General features: G+C 40.3%; 14 protein-coding genes. 6 read left to right on the top strand and 8 right to left on the bottom strand.

Translation table 11 applies throughout. The features are described from left to right. Positions 1-112 precede the first annotated feature (112 nt). The 4 genes from tsaB to IPM48_03970 all read right to left on the bottom strand — a co-directional run bounded on the left by tsaB (position 113) and on the right by IPM48_03970 (position 3,835). A complete protein-coding gene (gene tsaB / locus IPM48_03985; protein MBK9270734.1) occupies positions 113-832 on the bottom strand; it encodes a tRNA (adenosine(37)-N6)-threonylcarbamoyltransferase complex dimerization subunit type 1 TsaB in 720 nt (239 codons plus the stop codon). Beyond that, on the bottom strand, positions 813-2,444 hold the full coding sequence (locus IPM48_03980) for a S41 family peptidase (GenBank protein MBK9270733.1): 1,632 nt from the start codon (positions 2,442-2,444) through the stop codon (positions 813-815). The genes tsaB and IPM48_03980 overlap by 20 nt, the downstream gene beginning before the upstream one ends. Before the next feature lie 134 nt (positions 2,445-2,578). After that, positions 2,579-3,280: a hypothetical protein gene (locus IPM48_03975; GenBank protein ID MBK9270732.1), complete on the bottom strand. Its 702-nt coding sequence runs from the start codon at positions 3,278-3,280 to the stop codon at positions 2,579-2,581. A gap of 42 nt (positions 3,281-3,322) precedes the next feature. Then, complete coding sequence (locus IPM48_03970) at positions 3,323-3,835, bottom strand: DUF1905 domain-containing protein (protein MBK9270731.1); 513 nt, start codon at positions 3,833-3,835, stop codon at positions 3,323-3,325. 247 nt (positions 3,836-4,082) lie between these two features. On the opposite strand from IPM48_03970, the gene IPM48_03965 reads away from it, so the two are divergent. Next, the gene (locus tag IPM48_03965; GenBank protein MBK9270730.1) at positions 4,083-4,652 is read left to right on the top strand and encodes a thioredoxin family protein; all 570 of its coding nucleotides are present in this window, start codon (positions 4,083-4,085) and stop codon (positions 4,650-4,652) included. A gap of 105 nt (positions 4,653-4,757) precedes the next feature. Here IPM48_03965 and IPM48_03960 read toward each other — a convergent pair whose 3' ends face one another. The 4 genes from IPM48_03960 to IPM48_03945 form a co-directional block, all read right to left on the bottom strand. Further along, complete coding sequence (locus tag IPM48_03960) at positions 4,758-4,985, bottom strand: hypothetical protein (protein ID MBK9270729.1); 228 nt, start codon at positions 4,983-4,985, stop codon at positions 4,758-4,760. Then, the gene (locus tag IPM48_03955; GenBank protein MBK9270728.1) at positions 4,942-6,858 is read right to left on the bottom strand and encodes a T9SS type A sorting domain-containing protein; all 1,917 of its coding nucleotides are present in this window, start codon (positions 6,856-6,858) and stop codon (positions 4,942-4,944) included. The genes IPM48_03960 and IPM48_03955 overlap by 44 nt, the downstream gene beginning before the upstream one ends. Before the next feature lie 139 nt (positions 6,859-6,997). Then, positions 6,998-9,127 carry a glycoside hydrolase family 97 protein gene (locus tag IPM48_03950; protein MBK9270727.1) on the bottom strand — a complete coding sequence of 710 codons (2,130 nt, stop codon included), beginning with the start codon at positions 9,125-9,127 and terminating at the stop codon, positions 6,998-7,000. 86 nt (positions 9,128-9,213) lie between these two features. Beyond that, entirely contained in the window at positions 9,214-10,872 is a 1,659-nt protein-coding gene (locus IPM48_03945; GenBank protein MBK9270726.1) for an AMP-binding protein, read from the bottom strand. 395 nt (positions 10,873-11,267) lie between these two features. Here IPM48_03945 and IPM48_03940 point away from each other — a divergent pair, with 395 nt between their 5' ends. Genes IPM48_03940 through IPM48_03920 form a run of 5 tightly spaced genes read left to right on the top strand, consistent with a single transcriptional unit; the run spans position 11,268 to position 17,033 of the window. After that, entirely contained in the window at positions 11,268-11,459 is a 192-nt protein-coding gene (locus tag IPM48_03940; GenBank protein MBK9270725.1) for a hypothetical protein, read from the top strand. An 18-nt stretch (positions 11,460-11,477) separates the two neighbouring features. Beyond that, complete coding sequence (locus tag IPM48_03935; protein ID MBK9270724.1) at positions 11,478-13,040, top strand: hypothetical protein; 1,563 nt, start codon at positions 11,478-11,480, stop codon at positions 13,038-13,040. Next, positions 13,037-15,178 carry a hypothetical protein gene (locus IPM48_03930; protein MBK9270723.1) on the top strand — a complete coding sequence of 714 codons (2,142 nt, stop codon included), beginning with the start codon at positions 13,037-13,039 and terminating at the stop codon, positions 15,176-15,178. Before IPM48_03935 ends, IPM48_03930 begins: the two co-directional genes overlap by 4 nt. Next, positions 15,178-16,557 (top strand): hypothetical protein, encoded by a 1,380-nt coding sequence (locus IPM48_03925; protein MBK9270722.1) that lies wholly within the window; start codon positions 15,178-15,180, stop codon positions 16,555-16,557. Before IPM48_03930 ends, IPM48_03925 begins: the two co-directional genes overlap by 1 nt. Next, the gene (locus IPM48_03920) at positions 16,554-17,033 is read left to right on the top strand and encodes a hypothetical protein (GenBank protein ID MBK9270721.1); all 480 of its coding nucleotides are present in this window, start codon (positions 16,554-16,556) and stop codon (positions 17,031-17,033) included. The genes IPM48_03925 and IPM48_03920 overlap by 4 nt, the downstream gene beginning before the upstream one ends.

Raw genomic sequence — 17,033 nt, 5'->3', positions numbered from 1 at the left:
ATTGTTACAAATTCAATGCCAAAAGCAGAATCCCATTCTGATTATTTTAACATTCGGCTTACATTTATTTTTAATATATATATACAACACAGCCTTGGGGATTTTGATTCAATCATTTAGCTATTTTGGGGCGGGGCGTTGTAATGTGGGGTTCAAATAAGTAATATGGGCTAAAATGGATCAGATCACAGAAATTCTCCTGAACATATCTTTGGAAAGCCAGTTTAGATTGACTCCCTGCGGTGGGTCTTGTATATATAAGAGGTATAGCAGGCACTTTTAAGAATGATTGAAAGAATTCCAGGTCAGTCTCAGAACAGATCAATGCAGACTGGTTTGTCCAAAATTCTGCGTTTTCAGTATCTCCTTTGATCAAATCGCTGATTTTGTACAAATGAGTGTCAAAGACAGATCCCACAAACTCATTTCTTCGGGTATGCATTACAACCCCGATTTGCTCAGGAACAGTTTGAGTTTTTTGAACAGACGCAAGACCGGCGGTGGCCAATATTTCGAGATGTGAGACAGAAATCAGTTTTAGGTCCAGAATTTCACACAGGCCCTTTGCAAAGGCAAGCCCTGACCTAAGGGCCGTATAGGAACCGGGGCCGCTGTTGACCGATATGGCATTCAATTGGTCCTTTGTCATCTGATGATCGTGCAGGCATTGCCGTATCAAAGCCGGGAAGGCAGCGATTGGATCTTTCTCGTCGCAAAGCGCTTCGCCCAGGATCTTCCCGTTTTCACCAATAGCCACCGAACATCCCGGAGGACCGGCTTCCAATTGGAGGATTCGGATAATTGGCTTATCCTTATTTATGAAGGATGGCACTGTATTCCCGGGTGTTAAGTAAAATTTTTGTGGCTTTTTCAACCAGGGGATCGTGTACCAACCTGTTTTTGAGAAGTCCCTTATCAAAGAAACTTCTTTCAACAATGTGTTCGCCGATCACCAAACCGATTTTCGCTTTGTGTTTCTCTATTTGTTTCCACTGATCCTGATCGAGGGCTTGTCTGATGGACTTCATTTCTTTGGTGATTTGAATGTCTTGATTGAGCAACGCGAGACTGTCCAATTCATTGATCTTTAATTCCAAAGTGGATAAATCATCAAATTGATTTTTCCGCAGGTACGAAATAAAATCATCTACCTGTTTGAATTCAAAGCCAACTGGATCCGTAGGGGCTTGATTTTTTATGGTGTATTCTGTGACATAATTGAAGATCCAGTTGTCATCCACCAGTTTTTGAACTATTGGTGGATAGTTGGCGTCCTCCATCGAGATATCAGGTTGAACTCCGCCTCCATCGTAAACCGTCCGGCCATTTTTGGTTTTGAATGCGGACCGAAGTGAATCCGGAAGGTCAATTTTATTGCCTTCTTCATCGTACCGGACACTTTGTATACAGCGGCCGGAAGGGATGTAGTATTTTGAAATGGTGAGTTTGACTTTTGCATTGTAACCGACATCCTTGGTATTCTGGACGAGCCCTTTGCCATAGGAAATTTGACCGATAACCACCCCTCTGTCCAAATCCTGCATGGCTCCGCTGACGATCTCCGAGGCAGAAGCAGAATGTCCGTTGATCAGCACTGCCAAAGGAATCTTGTCATCAATCGGATCCATTCTGGTATGGTACACTTGATTGGTTTCTTTGAGTTTGCCTCTTGTACTGGCGATCAATTGTCCCTGTGGTACAAAGGTATTGCACACATTGACTGCTTCGTGGAGCAGGCCTCCACCATTTTCTCTGAGGTCCAAAATCACTCCGCGCATACCGGGGTGTTCATTTTTTAATTTGGTCAAAGCGTCCTGCACGTTCTTGCCAGCATTGTCGGTGAAGGTGATGAGGTTGATATATCCGATAGAATCTGGCAGTAAAGTAGAGTATGGCACATTGGGGATATTGACCTCGTCCCTGATAATTTTAAATGTCATAGCTGCAGTTACTCCGGGTCGAATGATTTTTACTTCTACCTCGGATTTGGGGGTTCCCCTCATGATCTGATAGAGATCTTCGCTGTCTTTGCCTTTTGCGTCGAGACCATTGACCTGGATCACTTGGTCACCGATTCTCAAACCAGCCTTGTGGGCCGGATAGTCTTCATAAATTTCGGTGATGGTGGCGTAGTCGCCAATTTTTTTGGCTCTTGCTCCAATGCCATTGTATCTTCCTTCCAAAACCAACCGGTAATTTTCAATTTGTGCCTCAGAAATGTAATTGGTGAATGGATCCAAAGATTTGAGCATGGCGTCAATACCGGTCTTCATTAACCTGGACGGATCAGTTTCATCGACGTAATGAGCATTTATTTCCTTGTATAAATTGGAAAAAATCTCAATGTTCTTAGTAATTTCGAAATACTTGTTGTAATTGAGAAAAGCCGCTCCGCTGAGTAAGAATACCAGCAAAAGCAAAGCGGGCATCAGAAATCTTTTCATTTTCTTGTTGTTCATTCAAAAAGCCTAGACAGTACAAACGAGCAGGGGTAAATGTTTATTGGATTGAAAAAGGAAGCTATTGATAAATCATACAGCAAATCGAGCAGCTCACAAGGAACCATCCTTTATCTCATTCAGGTTTTAAGCAGACTCAATTCGGACCAGGCTTTCAGATTGCCTTTTTTGTCGTAAGATTCACTTTTGACCATGCCCACATTTTTGGCATACCAGATGGTGTTGGTCGATTTAAAGGACAGAATCGAATTGACTTCAGAGTCATAGCTCATTTTAAAGCAATCAAAAGTACCCGCAGGGGTTGTTATTTTTTCATTGCTCAGGATTTTTCTATTCAACATTCTGACTTCTGAAGTCATCAGTATCATGGATCCTGACATGACTTTTAATTTGAGGCGTGCGTCCGGAAGAGATTGTCCTATTGTTATATTGGCTGGCATCTGAAGATCTTCCCCTTCAAAACTGAGCTCCATGTCAGCTTTGGCAAAGGCCGAATTTTCTGGAGTCATCAGAGACTTCATGTCAAAGTAAAATATCCCGTTTGCGCATTTAAAGACCAGATTGTTTTTCGATTGTTCCTGGTTTTTAGCGTTGAATGAAATGGTTTTTATGGTCCAGTTGAGACCTTGATCGGTTTCTTCTACATCCATGATCTCGTAAGCCATTTTTCCGGTGGATTTTGACTTATCGTTGTAGTTGCTGATTTCCCATTTTGCACCTTCCTCGTGCGGAATGTACAGATCGCAATTTTGGGAGAAAGCGGAAATGGTGCCTATACCAAAAGCGATCAAGGAAAATAATAAAAGAGAATGGGTTTTCATAAAAATATTTTTTGATTATTTATTGCATCAATCCAATGCTGGTTAATATTCTTTACTTCGGTTGCGAATCATCTCGGCATAACCCCAATGTTTGTTTAACGCAGATACTGCTTCGGCTATTCTGTTGGCCCTCGTGGAAGGGCTTTTGGCGCTGTCAATCCACTTGGAAAAATATTTTTGGTGCGAATTGGGCAATTGGTTAAAATATTTAAATGCTTTTTGCTCGGTCTCAAGGTATTCCAGAAAATCGGGATTGAGTTGATATCCCTGTTGATCCAAACTTAAATGGATAGAAATTTGATCACCGGATTTTTTTCTCAGCTTTCTTCTCAGATCGGCATTGAGTGGTATGATAAAATATCCGTCACCCATGGGAAGCATACTGACTCCAGAAATAAAGATATTATCCAGTTGTCCTTTCACCTGATAAGAGGTTTTCACTCCCGGGTTTAGCTGGTTTGCCTGCTCAGCCGAGATTTCAATGTAAGTCCAACCTGTTTTTTCTCCTTTGGATTGAAATTTTTGAATTGGAACATTGGCAATTTCAACAGTCATATCGGTGCAAAATTAGCAGAATGTGTTTAAATCCGCTCAAGTTTTGAACGATTCGAATTTCGCCCCTTGATGAAATATTTGAACAGAAGGTCTATCTCAATCGCTGTTTTTGAAAATATATACGGATGGGGTCTCAAAAGTTGGGTCATTCAATTGATGAATCAGAAGGATTGTCATGAAGTTAATTGATTCATCAGAAGATTAATTTGTAATAACTTTGCTGGCTATATAAATTAACAAGGAGAAAATGGCATTAAAAGAATCCAATATGTTGCCATTGGGAACTAAGGCCCCGGACTTTGTGCTTCCCGATGTGGTTCAGAATAAAATGGTGCAGCTGTATGATCAAAAAGAATATCCCGGAACTTTGATTATGTTTATTTGCAATCATTGTCCGTATGTGATTCATGTATTGCCAGAATTACGGCGATTGACAAAAGAATATTCCGAAAAAGGAATTAGAATCATTGCCATTAGTAGCAATGATGTAGTCCACTATCCGGATGATGCGCCGGATAAAATGAGACTGTTTGCACTTAAAAATGAATTTGTTTTTCCTTATTGTTATGATGAAACCCAGGAAGTCGCAAAAAGCTACGATGCTGCCTGCACTCCGGATTTTTACCTTTTTGACCCATCGCTTCATTTAAGATACAGAGGACGATTGGATGCTTCACGCCCGGGTAATTCAGAACCTCTCAATGGAAGGGATCTTAGAAATGCACTGGATGATGTTTTGAGTGGGAAAGCTATTTCAGAACTTCAGTATCCCAGCGCAGGATGTAATATTAAATGGCGAAAGGATTCACTTGTTTGAACTTAGAAACTTCCTTTATGAAATGATTCCTGCAGATATAGGTATGCGGAATTTCAACGATTGAATGCGTTCAAAACTTTTTGAATTGATACTATCAATGGATGGTTACCTCCCTTTCTTTTGATGTTTTTTGATGGAGTCAATTTTGTGTTGATCGTATTCGTGATTTGGAGATCCAAATTTGGGAGTAGAAGTGCTGTCTGTTTTAGGATCATTTGTTGGTGTAACTTCTATAGGGGGACCACTTTTCAGGGTTCCATTTTTAGTAGAACAGGAAAAAAGCAAGCAACTAATGACCCACCACCACAAAAGGTTCTGTTTTAAGTATTTCATTTTGATTGTTTAGGATTTTTAAAAAGTAGTTGCCGGCCACCAATTGACCTGTTGAAAATGAAAATACGTTGTTGCCCTGAGCCACATCAGATTCGAAGATACGGCTCACGAGCTGACCTGTCGAATTGTAAATGGCAAAAATCAGGGGAGTTGCTTGTTTAAGTTCAAATTCTACCTTCACTTTATCAAATGCGGGGTTGGGGGAAAGCACAACCTCATGGCTTGTAAGTGGATCATGGGTGGCTGTGGCCACAGCCTTGATTTCTGCAATGTAGGTCCACCAACTGTATTTGATATCATTGCCGACGCTTCCAGCAATCCAGACTGTGGGGGCGCTCAGGCCGTAATGGCGCGCGATTCCACTGTAATCTCCCCAGCGCACATAATCACCATTGTCACAATCTTTGTTAGGGCCCGGACCCACTTTCACGCGAATGGAATTATCCGAACTAAAGTCATGGTGATAAAGTTTGGCACGCATATCCGGATAAAAATCTTTTCCGGATGAAGCAAAATGGATCACTGAGCTGCGATCGGTGGGAATGTTTGAAAAGGGTGAGATTGCTGGGTAAGCAAAATCTCTTTCATCAGCAGACGAGAAAAACTGATAATTATTGATATCCAATTTAACCGGATCAATCCGGTGGTACCGGATGCCACTGTAACCAGAACCATCTTCTGCAGTAAACACAAAATGAATCACACCGTTTTGGTAATATCCATCCTGCATTCTGCAATCACCAACATCCAGACGATAACTTGTATTGTATTGATAAGCTGGAGAACCAGGTTGATATGCATCTGTGTTCAGTTGTTGATGGATTAATCGGCTGTTTGCATCGCTGAGTTTGCCGGTAATGTCATAATAGTTGATGTAGGAGCCTCCCCCCGCAACAGCTTGAACTGCATAAATGCCGGGACCATAATGACCATTGGCTCCTGAGCGGATGGGAAGAATGGTACCGTTTTTAAAACCGGTCCAGATTTTATAATCCATTGTTCTTCCTGCATACCCATCCGTTTTATCCAGCTGATATAGAATGGCCTGACGATACGAACCACCATTTTTTCCAAACAGATTGATGGAGACAAATACCTCATCTTGATTGATGGCCACTTTGGGATAATCAGACCAGGAACCATCTCCAAAAGGATCGGTGGCAAATTTGTAGATATTCCAGCTGCCATTTGGATCATTGGTTTTAGAAAATCCGAATGCAATGTTGTTTTTGGTATTGTCTGATCCGCAATCCTGGATAAACATAAAAAATCGGTCTGCTACAGGATCGTATTCCACCTTTGGATCGCATGGAGAAGAATTCGTGCTTCCCCTAAAAAATTCAGTCAGGGTATAGAAATTCAATTTTGCTCCTGATGTATTGTAAATACCCACGTGGGAATTCATCATTGAGATGATTCGACCTGCCTTGGAAACGGCAATGGTATTGTCATTGGGACAGGCTCCGTCTATGTCCCCATAAAATGTGGTTCCGATGGTTAATTTTAAGGGCCCGCCGGATTCTGCTTCATCTGTACCCTTTCTTCTGACAGAAGGGTCATTTTTAATCGCATCTATTTTAAGACGATGCAATTTCATAGACTCTTCCTGTTCTTTCGAACGATGAGGTGCTATCAGGTTTTTGATGGATGGATCAAAATCCATGTTGGCTTGTTTGGGTGTAAACTCCATGTGCAATGGCACCCTCAATAATGGAGGACTGGGAATAGATACAAATTGTTCTTGTATGGACAATGGGTAGGCTGGTTTTGCTTCGGGATTTTGTGCCTTTGATTCAAAGATGAGAATTAGAAGGCAGAAAAAAAAGCCACTTAAATTATGAAAATACGGAGTGTACTGCAGAATAAGTCTCATCGGGTTTAAAATTTCAAATGAACGGTACGCTAAGATAAATGAAATTGTAAACTTTTAAATGAAAAATTCATTTTTTGTTTGAATTTTGGACAGTTCAACATGGAATTTTCAAAAGGGCTTTTTGACAATTTTTCTTATTTTATTTCCCTTTTCTTTTTTGAGCGACAGGTGCAAAATGGATGGCGCATCCGCCACCCGGAGCCAATTTGATTTTAATTTTTTCCTTTGAGCGAATCGTTTTCTTTTCTATTTTATAGCTCATAGGATTTGATTCCCAGTGAGCATCATCACCATCCCTGTAAATGGTGATGTTGTATTTTGAATCCGGAATCAGAAAGGAGGGTTCAAACTCTAAAATTTTCTCATTTTCGTCTGTGATAGCGCCAAAAAACCAGTGCTCAGATCCTTTGGTTTTTCTTGCCATATAGATAAAGTCACCAGGAAAAGCATCCAGGACTACGGTGCTATCCCAATCCGTGGGAACATCCTTGATAAATTGGAAGAGATCGGTTTGTTTTTCATAATTTTCGATGAGGTCTGCGGCCATTTGCAGGGGACTGTACATGGTTATGTACAAGGCCAATTGTTTGGCAATGGTGGTGTGGACCTGCTCTTTTCTTGCTGAATCATACACATTCATTTTAATCTGGAATATACCCGGTGTATAATCCATTGGTCCGCCCAACAATCTCGTAAATGGAAGGATGGTTTCGTGTTCAGGAGGATTACCCTTGCTCCAGGCATTAAATTCATTTCCCCTTGCAGCTTCGTTGGTCCACCAATTGGGATAGGTTCTGTGAAGGCCTGTTGGTCTGACAGATTCGTGGAGATCGAGAGTTAGTTTATTTTGTGCCATTTTTTGGGCCAATCTTTCGTAGTGTTCTACCATCCATTGGCCATCATGGTGTTCTCCCCGAGGAATAATTTTACCAACATAACCTCCCTTGATTCCCGGATATCCAAATAGTTTCATCAAAGCAATCGCAGAATCCAATTTTCTTTCATAGTCAGTCACTGCTCCGGAAGTTTCATGATGCATGATGAGTTGGACATTTTTCGATTTGGCATAATCGCTGAGGAGTTTTAAATCCAAGTCGGGATAAGGTTCTGTAAAACTAAAAATGGATTCTTTCCAGACACCGTACCATTCTTCCCATCCTCTGTTCCATCCTTCCACCAACACATAGGGAAATCCATGTTTTGCGGCAAAGTCAATGTGCCTTAAGACATTTTTTGTATTGGCGCCATGGTTTGGTATTGGAGTGAAATCAGTAGAATTCCAATAATTCCAACTGCTTTTACCGATGTGCATTTCCCACCAGACACCAATGTATTTTCCGGGTTTGATAAAATCAGAATTTGGAATGATCGAGGGTTCATTGAGATTCAATATGACCCGATTGGTTAAAAGTTCTTTGGCTTGTCTTGCATACAATATTACCCTCCAGGGTGTTTTATCGCCATCCTGCAAATAAGCGCAATGTCCGAGTGAGTTTGGCACAAGCCGGGAATGAATTTTTGACTTAACTCGATCGATTTGCAAATGCATGGCAGGATAATGTCGCAAAGCCGCTTCATGCAAGGCCATAAATGCACCATGACTGTTGCGCATCAATGTGGGTGTTTGAATCAAACTATCGTTGATCAAATGTCTAAAATCCAATTTTGTTTGATCTCCGATGGATAGAGCGTTGATCTGACTTAATTTTGATTGTGTATAAGGGTATTCATTGGAATCATAATCTCCGGGTATCCACCAACACTCGAGGTCTTCTTCGAAATTAAATTCCGTAAGCTCATCGGTGACGATAAAAAAACCGTGGTTGCCATTTTTGGGAAAAAGATATCTGAATCCAAGGCCTTCGTTGTATAATCTGAATTCGATATGCAATAATCGATTCAATCCTGAATTATTTTTACGCAAGACCACTGTCATGGATTTGTAATGATCTTTGATATTGCGTTCTTCGCCCCAGACAGGAGCCCAATTTTGATTGACTTCATCGTAAAAGACGGTGTCAATTAAAAATCCGGAATCCAAGCTGGCCCGACGGTACAATTTAAATCCGAGCTTTGCTTTTTTGATAATTTCAAAGCCTTCTGCTTTAAAATCATAATATGGATGCCCTTCTTCATCCAAATAAAATTTTACTTCGAGGACTTTGTTGGGAGAGGTGAAAGAAGATGCGGATACATTTTTTGAAAATATGAATAGGGTCGATAGAAAAATACAAAAGCACTTAAAAAAATATATTTCTTTTTTGATCATTGAATTCATAGAGAGTATTAATGCCAAATAGCTAAATTGGTTTGAACCCAATGTTTGAAAATATAGGATTCGATCAACTAAATTACCTACGCATTTCTGAGCTCCCTTCTTAAAATCTTACCCACATTGGTTTTGGGAAGTGAATCCCTAAATTCAACCTCCTTGGGGATCTTGTAATTCGTCAAATATTCTTTGGTATAGTCGATGATTTCTGAGGAGCTGAGGCTCTGGTCTTTCTTAACAATAAAGACTTTGACCATTTCTCCGCATTTTTCGTCTGGTTTGCCGACCGCTGCCACTTCAAGGACCTTGGGATGACGCATGATGACATCTTCTATTTCATTGGGATAGACATTAAATCCAGAAACCAGAATCATGTCTTTCTTGCGATCTACAATTTTGAAGTATCCATCTTCGTCCATCATACCGATATCACCGGTGCAAAGCCATCCATCTTTGATTGTCATCTCAGTTTCATCCGGTTTGTTGTAATAACCTTTCATGACCTGTGGGCCCTTCACCTGTATTTCTCCGGACTCATTGGGACCACAAACATGACCATCTTCTGAAAAGATGCGAACATCCGTACTAGGCACTGGAATTCCAATTGTACCCATTTTGCCAGATCCGTCCAGGGGATTAAGACATACGACCGGTGAGGTCTCAGTCATGCCAAAACCTTCACAAAGGGAACAACCGGTGACTTGTTTCCAGCGATCCGCCACAGAAGATTGAATGGCCATGGCACCGCCCACGCTTACCCTCAGCGAACTAAAATCGTGTTTGTCAAATCCCGGAAAGTTTAGCAGGGCATTGTAAAGGGTGTTGACACCCGTCATTAGACTAATTTTGTGGTCTTTGAAGGCCTTTGACACAGAACCAATGTCGCGGGCATTGACAATCAAAACCGTATTCGCTCCAATCGCCATCATGGCCAGAACATTAACAGCAAAAGCGAAAATATGATACATTGGCAAAGGAGAAAGTGTGGTCTCCTGAGCTTCTTTCAAATAAGGACCCAGAATGGCGCGGATTTGCTGAAGATTGGCCACCATGTTGCGGTTGGTGAGCATGGTGCCCTTGCTGACACCGGTCGTGCCACCTGTGTACTGCAAAAGGATCACATCGTCCAAAGCAGGTGTAAATTCATTGATAGAAAACCTCGCACCCTCCTGTATGGCGTGCCCAAAACTGACCGTATTGGGTATGCTGAATTTCGGCACCATTTTTTTGATGTTTTTCACCATAAAATCCACGACCCAGCCTTTGATTCCCCCCAAAAATTCTCCAATGGTGGTGGTGATGACGATCTTAATCTGGGTTTTTGCCAATATTTTCTCCAGATTGGCCGCAAAATTTTCAGCAATCACAATCGCTTTGGCACCTGAATCATTAAATTGATATTCCATCTCATAAGGGGTATAAAGCGGATTGGTGTTGACGATCACCAAACCCGCCCTGAGCGCTCCAAAGATGGCCACCGGATACTGAAGAAGGTTGGGCATCATCAGGGCAATTTTGTCTCCGGGTTTTAGGCCGCGGGAATGCAGATAAGCCGCAAAATGCAGGGACCTCTGGTCTAAATCGTGGTATGTGATGGACTTACCCATCAGGGTAAAGGCGGTGAGTTTCTTATACTTTTTAAAACACTCTTCTGCAAATTCTATGAGTGAGCAATAAGCTTCTGCATCGATGTTGGCTGGGATCCCAGCAGGATAGTGTTTTAGCCAAGGTCTCTGTTCCATTTCCTGTGATTTGTGGGTAAAAATAGGATAAATTTTTGGAATCAGTTTTTAGTGTTAAGTTTTAAGTGTTGAGTTGTGACCTGCGATTCCATGAATTCCGTTGACAGGTTTGAGAAGGATACAATCCATTGAGGAAAAATCAAAGTGAAATAAATTTGATAAAAATTATCTTTATTTATAGTAATTTTTATAAAATGGAACTAAATTTTTTGGCTGCAGGTTAATGATCGTGTTGGCTTTTGAGAATTAATTTTCACAACGACTCCATTCCTTATGAACATTTTTAACAGATACAAATATTTATATATTACAAAAACAAATATTTCAATCGAATAGATGTAAAATCGACCAAAAAACCTAATTTTAAACCACGATTTGTTCATAACCCCAAAAAAATGAAAGCGAGTCTCTTGTTTTTAGACAATGAATTTACAGGTCTGCATCAGCGCACGACACTCATATCTTTGGCCCTGGTGTCAGAGAGCGGAGAAGAATTCAATGTAGAGTTAACAGATTATGACAGAGCGCAGGTTTTTCCCTGGTTGGATGAGCACTTGATAATAAATATTCGACATATTTTAATATGAGACCATAAACAAAATTTTATGAAAGAAAGTAATTCTGACAAACTTATTGCAGTTCTAATTGATACAGTTTCAATTCAGCCTTATATATTTGGTAGTAATAAGTTGAAAGAGAATATTGGGGCATCCTATATCATCGAGCATAAAATTTACGGAGATGTTTTGAAAACTTGCCTTCCAAGCAATTTACCTATGGACCATTGGAAGGAAAATATGGATGAAATTTTGCCAGATGGATTTGAATCAGGAATTGGCTACATCGGTGGAGGAAATGCTTTACTGCTATTTTACAACCTAGATGATGCTAAGAATTTCATTAGGAAATTTTCTCTTAAAGTTTTATTACAATATCCTGGAATTAAAACAGCTTTCGGTATCACCAATGAGTTTGTCCCAGATAAGTTTCAGGAAAGTAGAAAAAAATTGCAGCAATCAATCATTGTAAATCGCAGTTTACATTCGGTGAATGTGATGCCTTTTAAACATGGAATAGTAGATGACTGTCCACTAAGTAACGAAGCTAGGGAAACCGACTACAAAGTGCAAAAAGGCATCTCTGTAATGTCTGCTGCCAAATTTAATGCTTGTCTCAAGGCACAGGAAAGTTTAGCTAAAACCTACAAGGAACAACTAAACGACGATTACATCTTCACAGATGAATTGGATCAATTGGCCCAACTGGAAGATAAGGGCTACATTGCAGTAGTGCATGTGGATGGGAATGGGATGGGTCAGCGTTTTATGGAATGTGAAGATTTGTCCATATTTCGACAACTTTCTTGTGAAGTTTCCAATTTGGCTGACGAATCGATGAAAAAGCTCATCAGCTATGTGGTTGACTTATTTGAAAAGAAAACACTAACCAAAGACAATGGCTTCGAACTAAAAGAATTTAAGCCCGGAGAAAATGCCGATAAAACAGAACAAACCTGGGCTGGGAGAAAAATCTTGCCTATCCGCCCAATCATTGTAGGTGGTGACGACATTACTTTTGTTTGCGAAGGTCGGTTGGGTGTGCATCTTTCTGAAAAACTGATTGAATTTATAACAAGCATTCCCGTTGGCGGTGAAACCATTGCAGCTTGTGCCGGCGTGGCTATTGTGCACACCAAATATCCTTTCTATCGAGCTTATAAGCTCTGTGAAGAGCTTACTAACCAGGCTAAAAATTCGTCAAGAAGTGAAAAATCAAGCTGGCTTAGTTTCCTAATTTCCTCAGGGGGTTTTTCTGGAACAATTGATGAAGTTCAAACTAAAATGTTTAAAACAACAAATGGAAATCTCTACTTTGGACCTTATAGGATTGATCAAAACCTAAAAAGCTTACAATTGCTAAAAGTTAATTTGAAAAAAATCACCTCAGGTGATGCAGCCTGGCCTAGAAGTAAACTGATGTTATTGCGGGATGTGTTGCATAAGGACACAGCTTCGATAGATTATTTTGTAATGGAGTCTAAATCTCGTGGAAGAAACCTCCCTAAATATGATGGATCCAATGTGCATGAAAAACTTTGGGACAATAAAAAAACACCCTATTACGACATTATAGAATTATTGGACTTTTATCCAAAAGAATTATTATGACTAAGATCCATTTAAAAATTACGACTGAAAGTTATCTTCTCACAAGTTCTGGCGAGGGTGATGCGCTTATAGATGCAGATGTGGTTTTTCATTCTACTGGATTTCCTTATTTCCCTGGGCGAAGGTTGAAAGGTTTGCTCAAGGAGAGCATGGAAGAAGTGCTGGAAATGTTGGGGCACGATAATGTTGGTGGTGTTATCCAATCTATTTTCGGTAAAGAAGACCGCGATGAAGGTGATGGCAGCATTCAAGTGCCGAATTTTTATTTGGATGGCTGGAAAAATTTAAAAGAACAAACAAAAGCAAAAGCCAGTGAACATGCCTATCAGCCATCCAACATCAAGAAGTATTTTACTACAGAAATTCAACAAACAGCCATAGACCAACATTCAGGCACAGCAAAAGATCGAAGCCTGCGTAATTACAGGGTGCTGAATCCCCGCATCAGTTTCTTCGGCACCCTTGAGTTTAATAAAGGTCTAAGCAAAGATGAGCATACATGGCTTGAATACGCACTCACTAACTTGCGCTATGCTGGCACCAGACGAAATCGTGGATTTGGAAAAATTAAAGTAAATATTGGAACAAAAGCCGAACCCAAAATTGAAAGTAGCGATGACAAGACCGGAGCTAATTTAACTTTTGATACCGGCAGAAATTCCTTATTCATCCGCCTTACAACCCAATCCTCCGTGGTGCTCGCTATGCAATTGGGTGAGCAAAACACGGTATCAACAGAACGGTATATCAGCGGCAATAGGATGAGGGGCTTATTGGCGAATACTTACATTCAGAAAAAACTGCTAGCTGGAACGGAACCACATAAAGATCCCAATTTCTTCAATCTCTTCCTATCTGGAGATGTTCTTTATGGCAACCTCCATTTTAACAATTCCCAAGCAATTCCATTACATATTCATGAGTTTAAAGGATACTCTCATAAAGATAAAAGTCCAGTAAATGTTTTTCATTGGAAAGAAAACAGCGATTATGGAAAATACATTACCAAACCTATTGGTGGGCGGGGAATTATGGAAGCAGAAACAGCAAGACAAAATTTAGAGAAATGCTCACCTTCCACTTCATTTTTCTTTCACAACAGCCGCCAAATGCGCAAAGCCGGACGCAACGTAGAGCAAGGCAGCACTACCGGAGTAGAAGGTGGTGGTGGCATTTTTTATTATGAAGCCCTGAATGAAGATCAGGTTTTTGAAGGTGCAATCACTTCATCGGATAGCAAATTGTTGAACCAGATATATGATTTGATAGTAGAGACTTCAACATTAAAAATAGGGAAAAGTAAATCCGCCCAATATGGAGAGGTGAAATTGGAAATTTATTCTGACGAAACGAAACAGCACCCCACTCTTGTCTCAAAACTCACTAACGAAACCTATCTCCTCAGTCTGCAGTCACCTCTGGTTTTGTTAAATGAGCTTGGCTTTCCATCTCCTACCAAAAAAACATTGGAAGCTGCGCTATGTGCAAAGTTGCCTGATGCAAAAATATCTATTAAGGACTCTGCTGTAGCTTTCACCACAATAGAGCAATACAACAGTGTTTGGCAATCTAAGTCGGGTAAATATTCGGCTTATAAAGAAGGGAGTGTCTTTGTGGTGGAAATATCAGGTCTAACAAATCAAATAAACGCACCTATCCAAATTGGCGAATGGAATCTACAGGGATTTGGAAAAGTGAAATGGGAGAACTTCAGCGCGCAAGAAAGTAAACAATTTGAAATCACCGATTACAAACCATCATCTACAAATACAAGCGATGTAACAAAAAGTGAAATATTGGCAGAAATAAAAGCTGCTTACGATGCAGAAAACCAGCTTATTAAAGTAAAAACCAAAGCTATTAAAGATGCTACTGCACACCATGAACATCATCAGATCAAAAACCACCTCATCGGTAGAATGGAGATGATGGTTAAGAATGCCGAAAACATAGAAGCCATTACGAAATGGTTTAATGACATCAAAGGAAAGCCGGCTGAGATATCTCTCAACTCAGCCGAATTACTCGATGACATCTGTATGTTCAAAATAAAGGTAGAGAACACCGAATTGAGTTTTGAAGAGAGCAAACTTTATTGGATCACCTTTTTCCAAACCTTCAGAAAAATGAACAGATAATGAGCAGTGAAAAATACAATAGGCACAATGACCGGATTATAGGAAAAATCGTTTTCAGCGCAGTGCTATCAAACAAATCTCCCATGCTTATTGGTAAAGGAGAAGGAGAAGTGTCTGATGCTGAAGTAATGTTGTTACATGGCAAACCCTACATCCCTGCTTCATCCCTTGGAGGCGTCTTGCGAAGTTTTTGTGAAACTTTTAAATTGGGTACTGCCGATCAAAATTCTTTCAATCAATACTGGGGTAGTGAAATTAAGAATGGTGATAAAATCACTTTTCATAGCCATTTAAATTTAGAAAATTTAATCTGCGTTAACAATCCAAAACTCAACATCCGTGACGGGGTGAGGATTGACTATGCCACCGGTACTACTGAGCCAAAGGGTAAATACGATTATCAGATGGTAGAGCCGGGTGCAACATTTACTCTCTATGGAGAAGTAACCATCCGCAACGGTATGAATGCAGAGTATTTCAAAAAAATGACCGCCACTTTGGAAGACGCCATTAAACATGAAGATTTCCGGATAGGGGCACTCACTGGCTTTGGCTTTGGGAAGCTGGAGGTTAAAGACTGGAAAACTGCCACATTTAACTTTGGTGAAAACGGTAACGAAAAAGAAGCTAAAAAGTGGTTTGATTTTATCAGAACAAGAAAGTGGGATGAAGCAGCAATTATCGAGAAATTCAAAATCGAGGACACAAACACCTTCCAGCTGAAAGCCCAATTCAAACTTAAAAGCGCCCTCATCATAGGCTCGTATAATGAAGATGCTTCTAAACCTGATAAGTCACATTTGATGAGCAATGGCAAGCATATAATCACCGCCAAATCTATAAAAGGTGCTTTGCGGCACAGGGCTATAAAAATCTTCAATACATTAGGGTTCCCTATTGACTCTCTCAATGACTTCATGGGCTGGGTGGACGACAAAGGCAAAAGATACAAAGCCCAAAAAAGCCGTCTTTGCATTGATGAAAGCGAGCTTAAAGGGGTTACTGCGATGATGCAAAACCGTATCCGCATAGACCGTTTCACTGGTGGAGTAATGAGTGGCGCACTTTTCAATTCCGAGCCGGTTTGGAGAAATGGCGATGTCCCATTTGAATTGATTTTTACCATACGTAATTACAAAAATTGGGAAGCGGCTTTGCTGCTGCACTTACTGAAAGATCTATGGACCGAAGATCTTGCTGTAGGTGGAGAAAAAAACGTTGGAAGAGGAATTTTGCAAGGACAAAAAGCCAGTGTGGAATGGGATGGGAAAACCGCAACCATTGATATAAAGGACAATGGAATTTCTATCACTGGACATAAAGATGAATTAATAAAGGATTTCAACGAAGCATTAACATTTAAACCCGTAATTGTATGAGCGATAAAACAACAGCATATCAAGCCAAGGAAATAAATACTTCCCACGAGCCAATAACGTGGAGCGGCTTGGATACACTCGCATCTGATTTGAAAAACGGTCATCTCCTGCTATGGCAATATCATGGCGTATTTGTAGGAAGTATTACTAACGGGAAAATCTCTTGGCAAAAGACACCGGAAACCAATGCTAAACACATTGAACGTATACGCGCATTCAACGAAAGTAAAGAATATCATTTTTGGCGGAATGTTAGTGGGTTGATGGGGCGTTTGAGAACAGATATTGATGGTTCTAAAGGAGAAAAATTATATGTAGACACAAATATGTTGCTCCGTGGTGTGATCGTTCGTCAATTACCTATCTCAAAAGAAGGAGAAAAATGGTATATAACAACTCGTAATTACATTGAATACAATGAAATCGGCCAAGCAGGATTTGTGGACAGTAGATTTGTTGAATATAAAAATTTATAA

This window comes from Saprospiraceae bacterium, assembly GCA_016715965.1.
Lineage (GTDB): Bacteria > Bacteroidota > Bacteroidia > Chitinophagales > Saprospiraceae > Vicinibacter.
The sequence above is the reverse complement of the archived record's forward strand: the minus strand, read 5'-3'. Positions and strand labels throughout refer to the sequence as shown.

What these genes read in the sequence shown, in the direction of transcription:
- IPM48_03930 (MBK9270723.1), top strand. Translation starts at nt 13,037, where the DNA reads ATGACTAAGATCCATTTAAAAATTACGACTGAAAGTTATCTTCTCACA.
- IPM48_03940 (MBK9270725.1), top strand. Translation starts at nt 11,268, where the DNA reads ATGAAAGCGAGTCTCTTGTTTTTAGACAATGAATTTACAGGTCTGCAT.
- IPM48_03955 (MBK9270728.1), bottom strand. Translation starts at nt 6,858, where the DNA reads ATGAGACTTATTCTGCAGTACACTCCGTATTTTCATAATTTAAGTGGC.
- IPM48_03935 (MBK9270724.1), top strand. Translation starts at nt 11,478, where the DNA reads ATGAAAGAAAGTAATTCTGACAAACTTATTGCAGTTCTAATTGATACA.
- IPM48_03975 (MBK9270732.1), bottom strand. Translation starts at nt 3,280, where the DNA reads ATGAAAACCCATTCTCTTTTATTATTTTCCTTGATCGCTTTTGGTATA.
- IPM48_03950 (MBK9270727.1), bottom strand. Translation starts at nt 9,127, where the DNA reads ATGATCAAAAAAGAAATATATTTTTTTAAGTGCTTTTGTATTTTTCTA.
- IPM48_03980 (MBK9270733.1), bottom strand. Translation starts at nt 2,444, where the DNA reads ATGAAAAGATTTCTGATGCCCGCTTTGCTTTTGCTGGTATTCTTACTC.
- IPM48_03965 (MBK9270730.1), top strand. Translation starts at nt 4,083, where the DNA reads ATGGCATTAAAAGAATCCAATATGTTGCCATTGGGAACTAAGGCCCCG.
- IPM48_03920 (MBK9270721.1), top strand. Translation starts at nt 16,554, where the DNA reads ATGAGCGATAAAACAACAGCATATCAAGCCAAGGAAATAAATACTTCC.
- IPM48_03925 (MBK9270722.1), top strand. Translation starts at nt 15,178, where the DNA reads ATGAGCAGTGAAAAATACAATAGGCACAATGACCGGATTATAGGAAAA.
- IPM48_03945 (MBK9270726.1), bottom strand. Translation starts at nt 10,872, where the DNA reads ATGGAACAGAGACCTTGGCTAAAACACTATCCTGCTGGGATCCCAGCC.
- IPM48_03970 (MBK9270731.1), bottom strand. Translation starts at nt 3,835, where the DNA reads ATGACTGTTGAAATTGCCAATGTTCCAATTCAAAAATTTCAATCCAAA.
- IPM48_03960 (MBK9270729.1), bottom strand. Translation starts at nt 4,985, where the DNA reads ATGAAATACTTAAAACAGAACCTTTTGTGGTGGTGGGTCATTAGTTGC.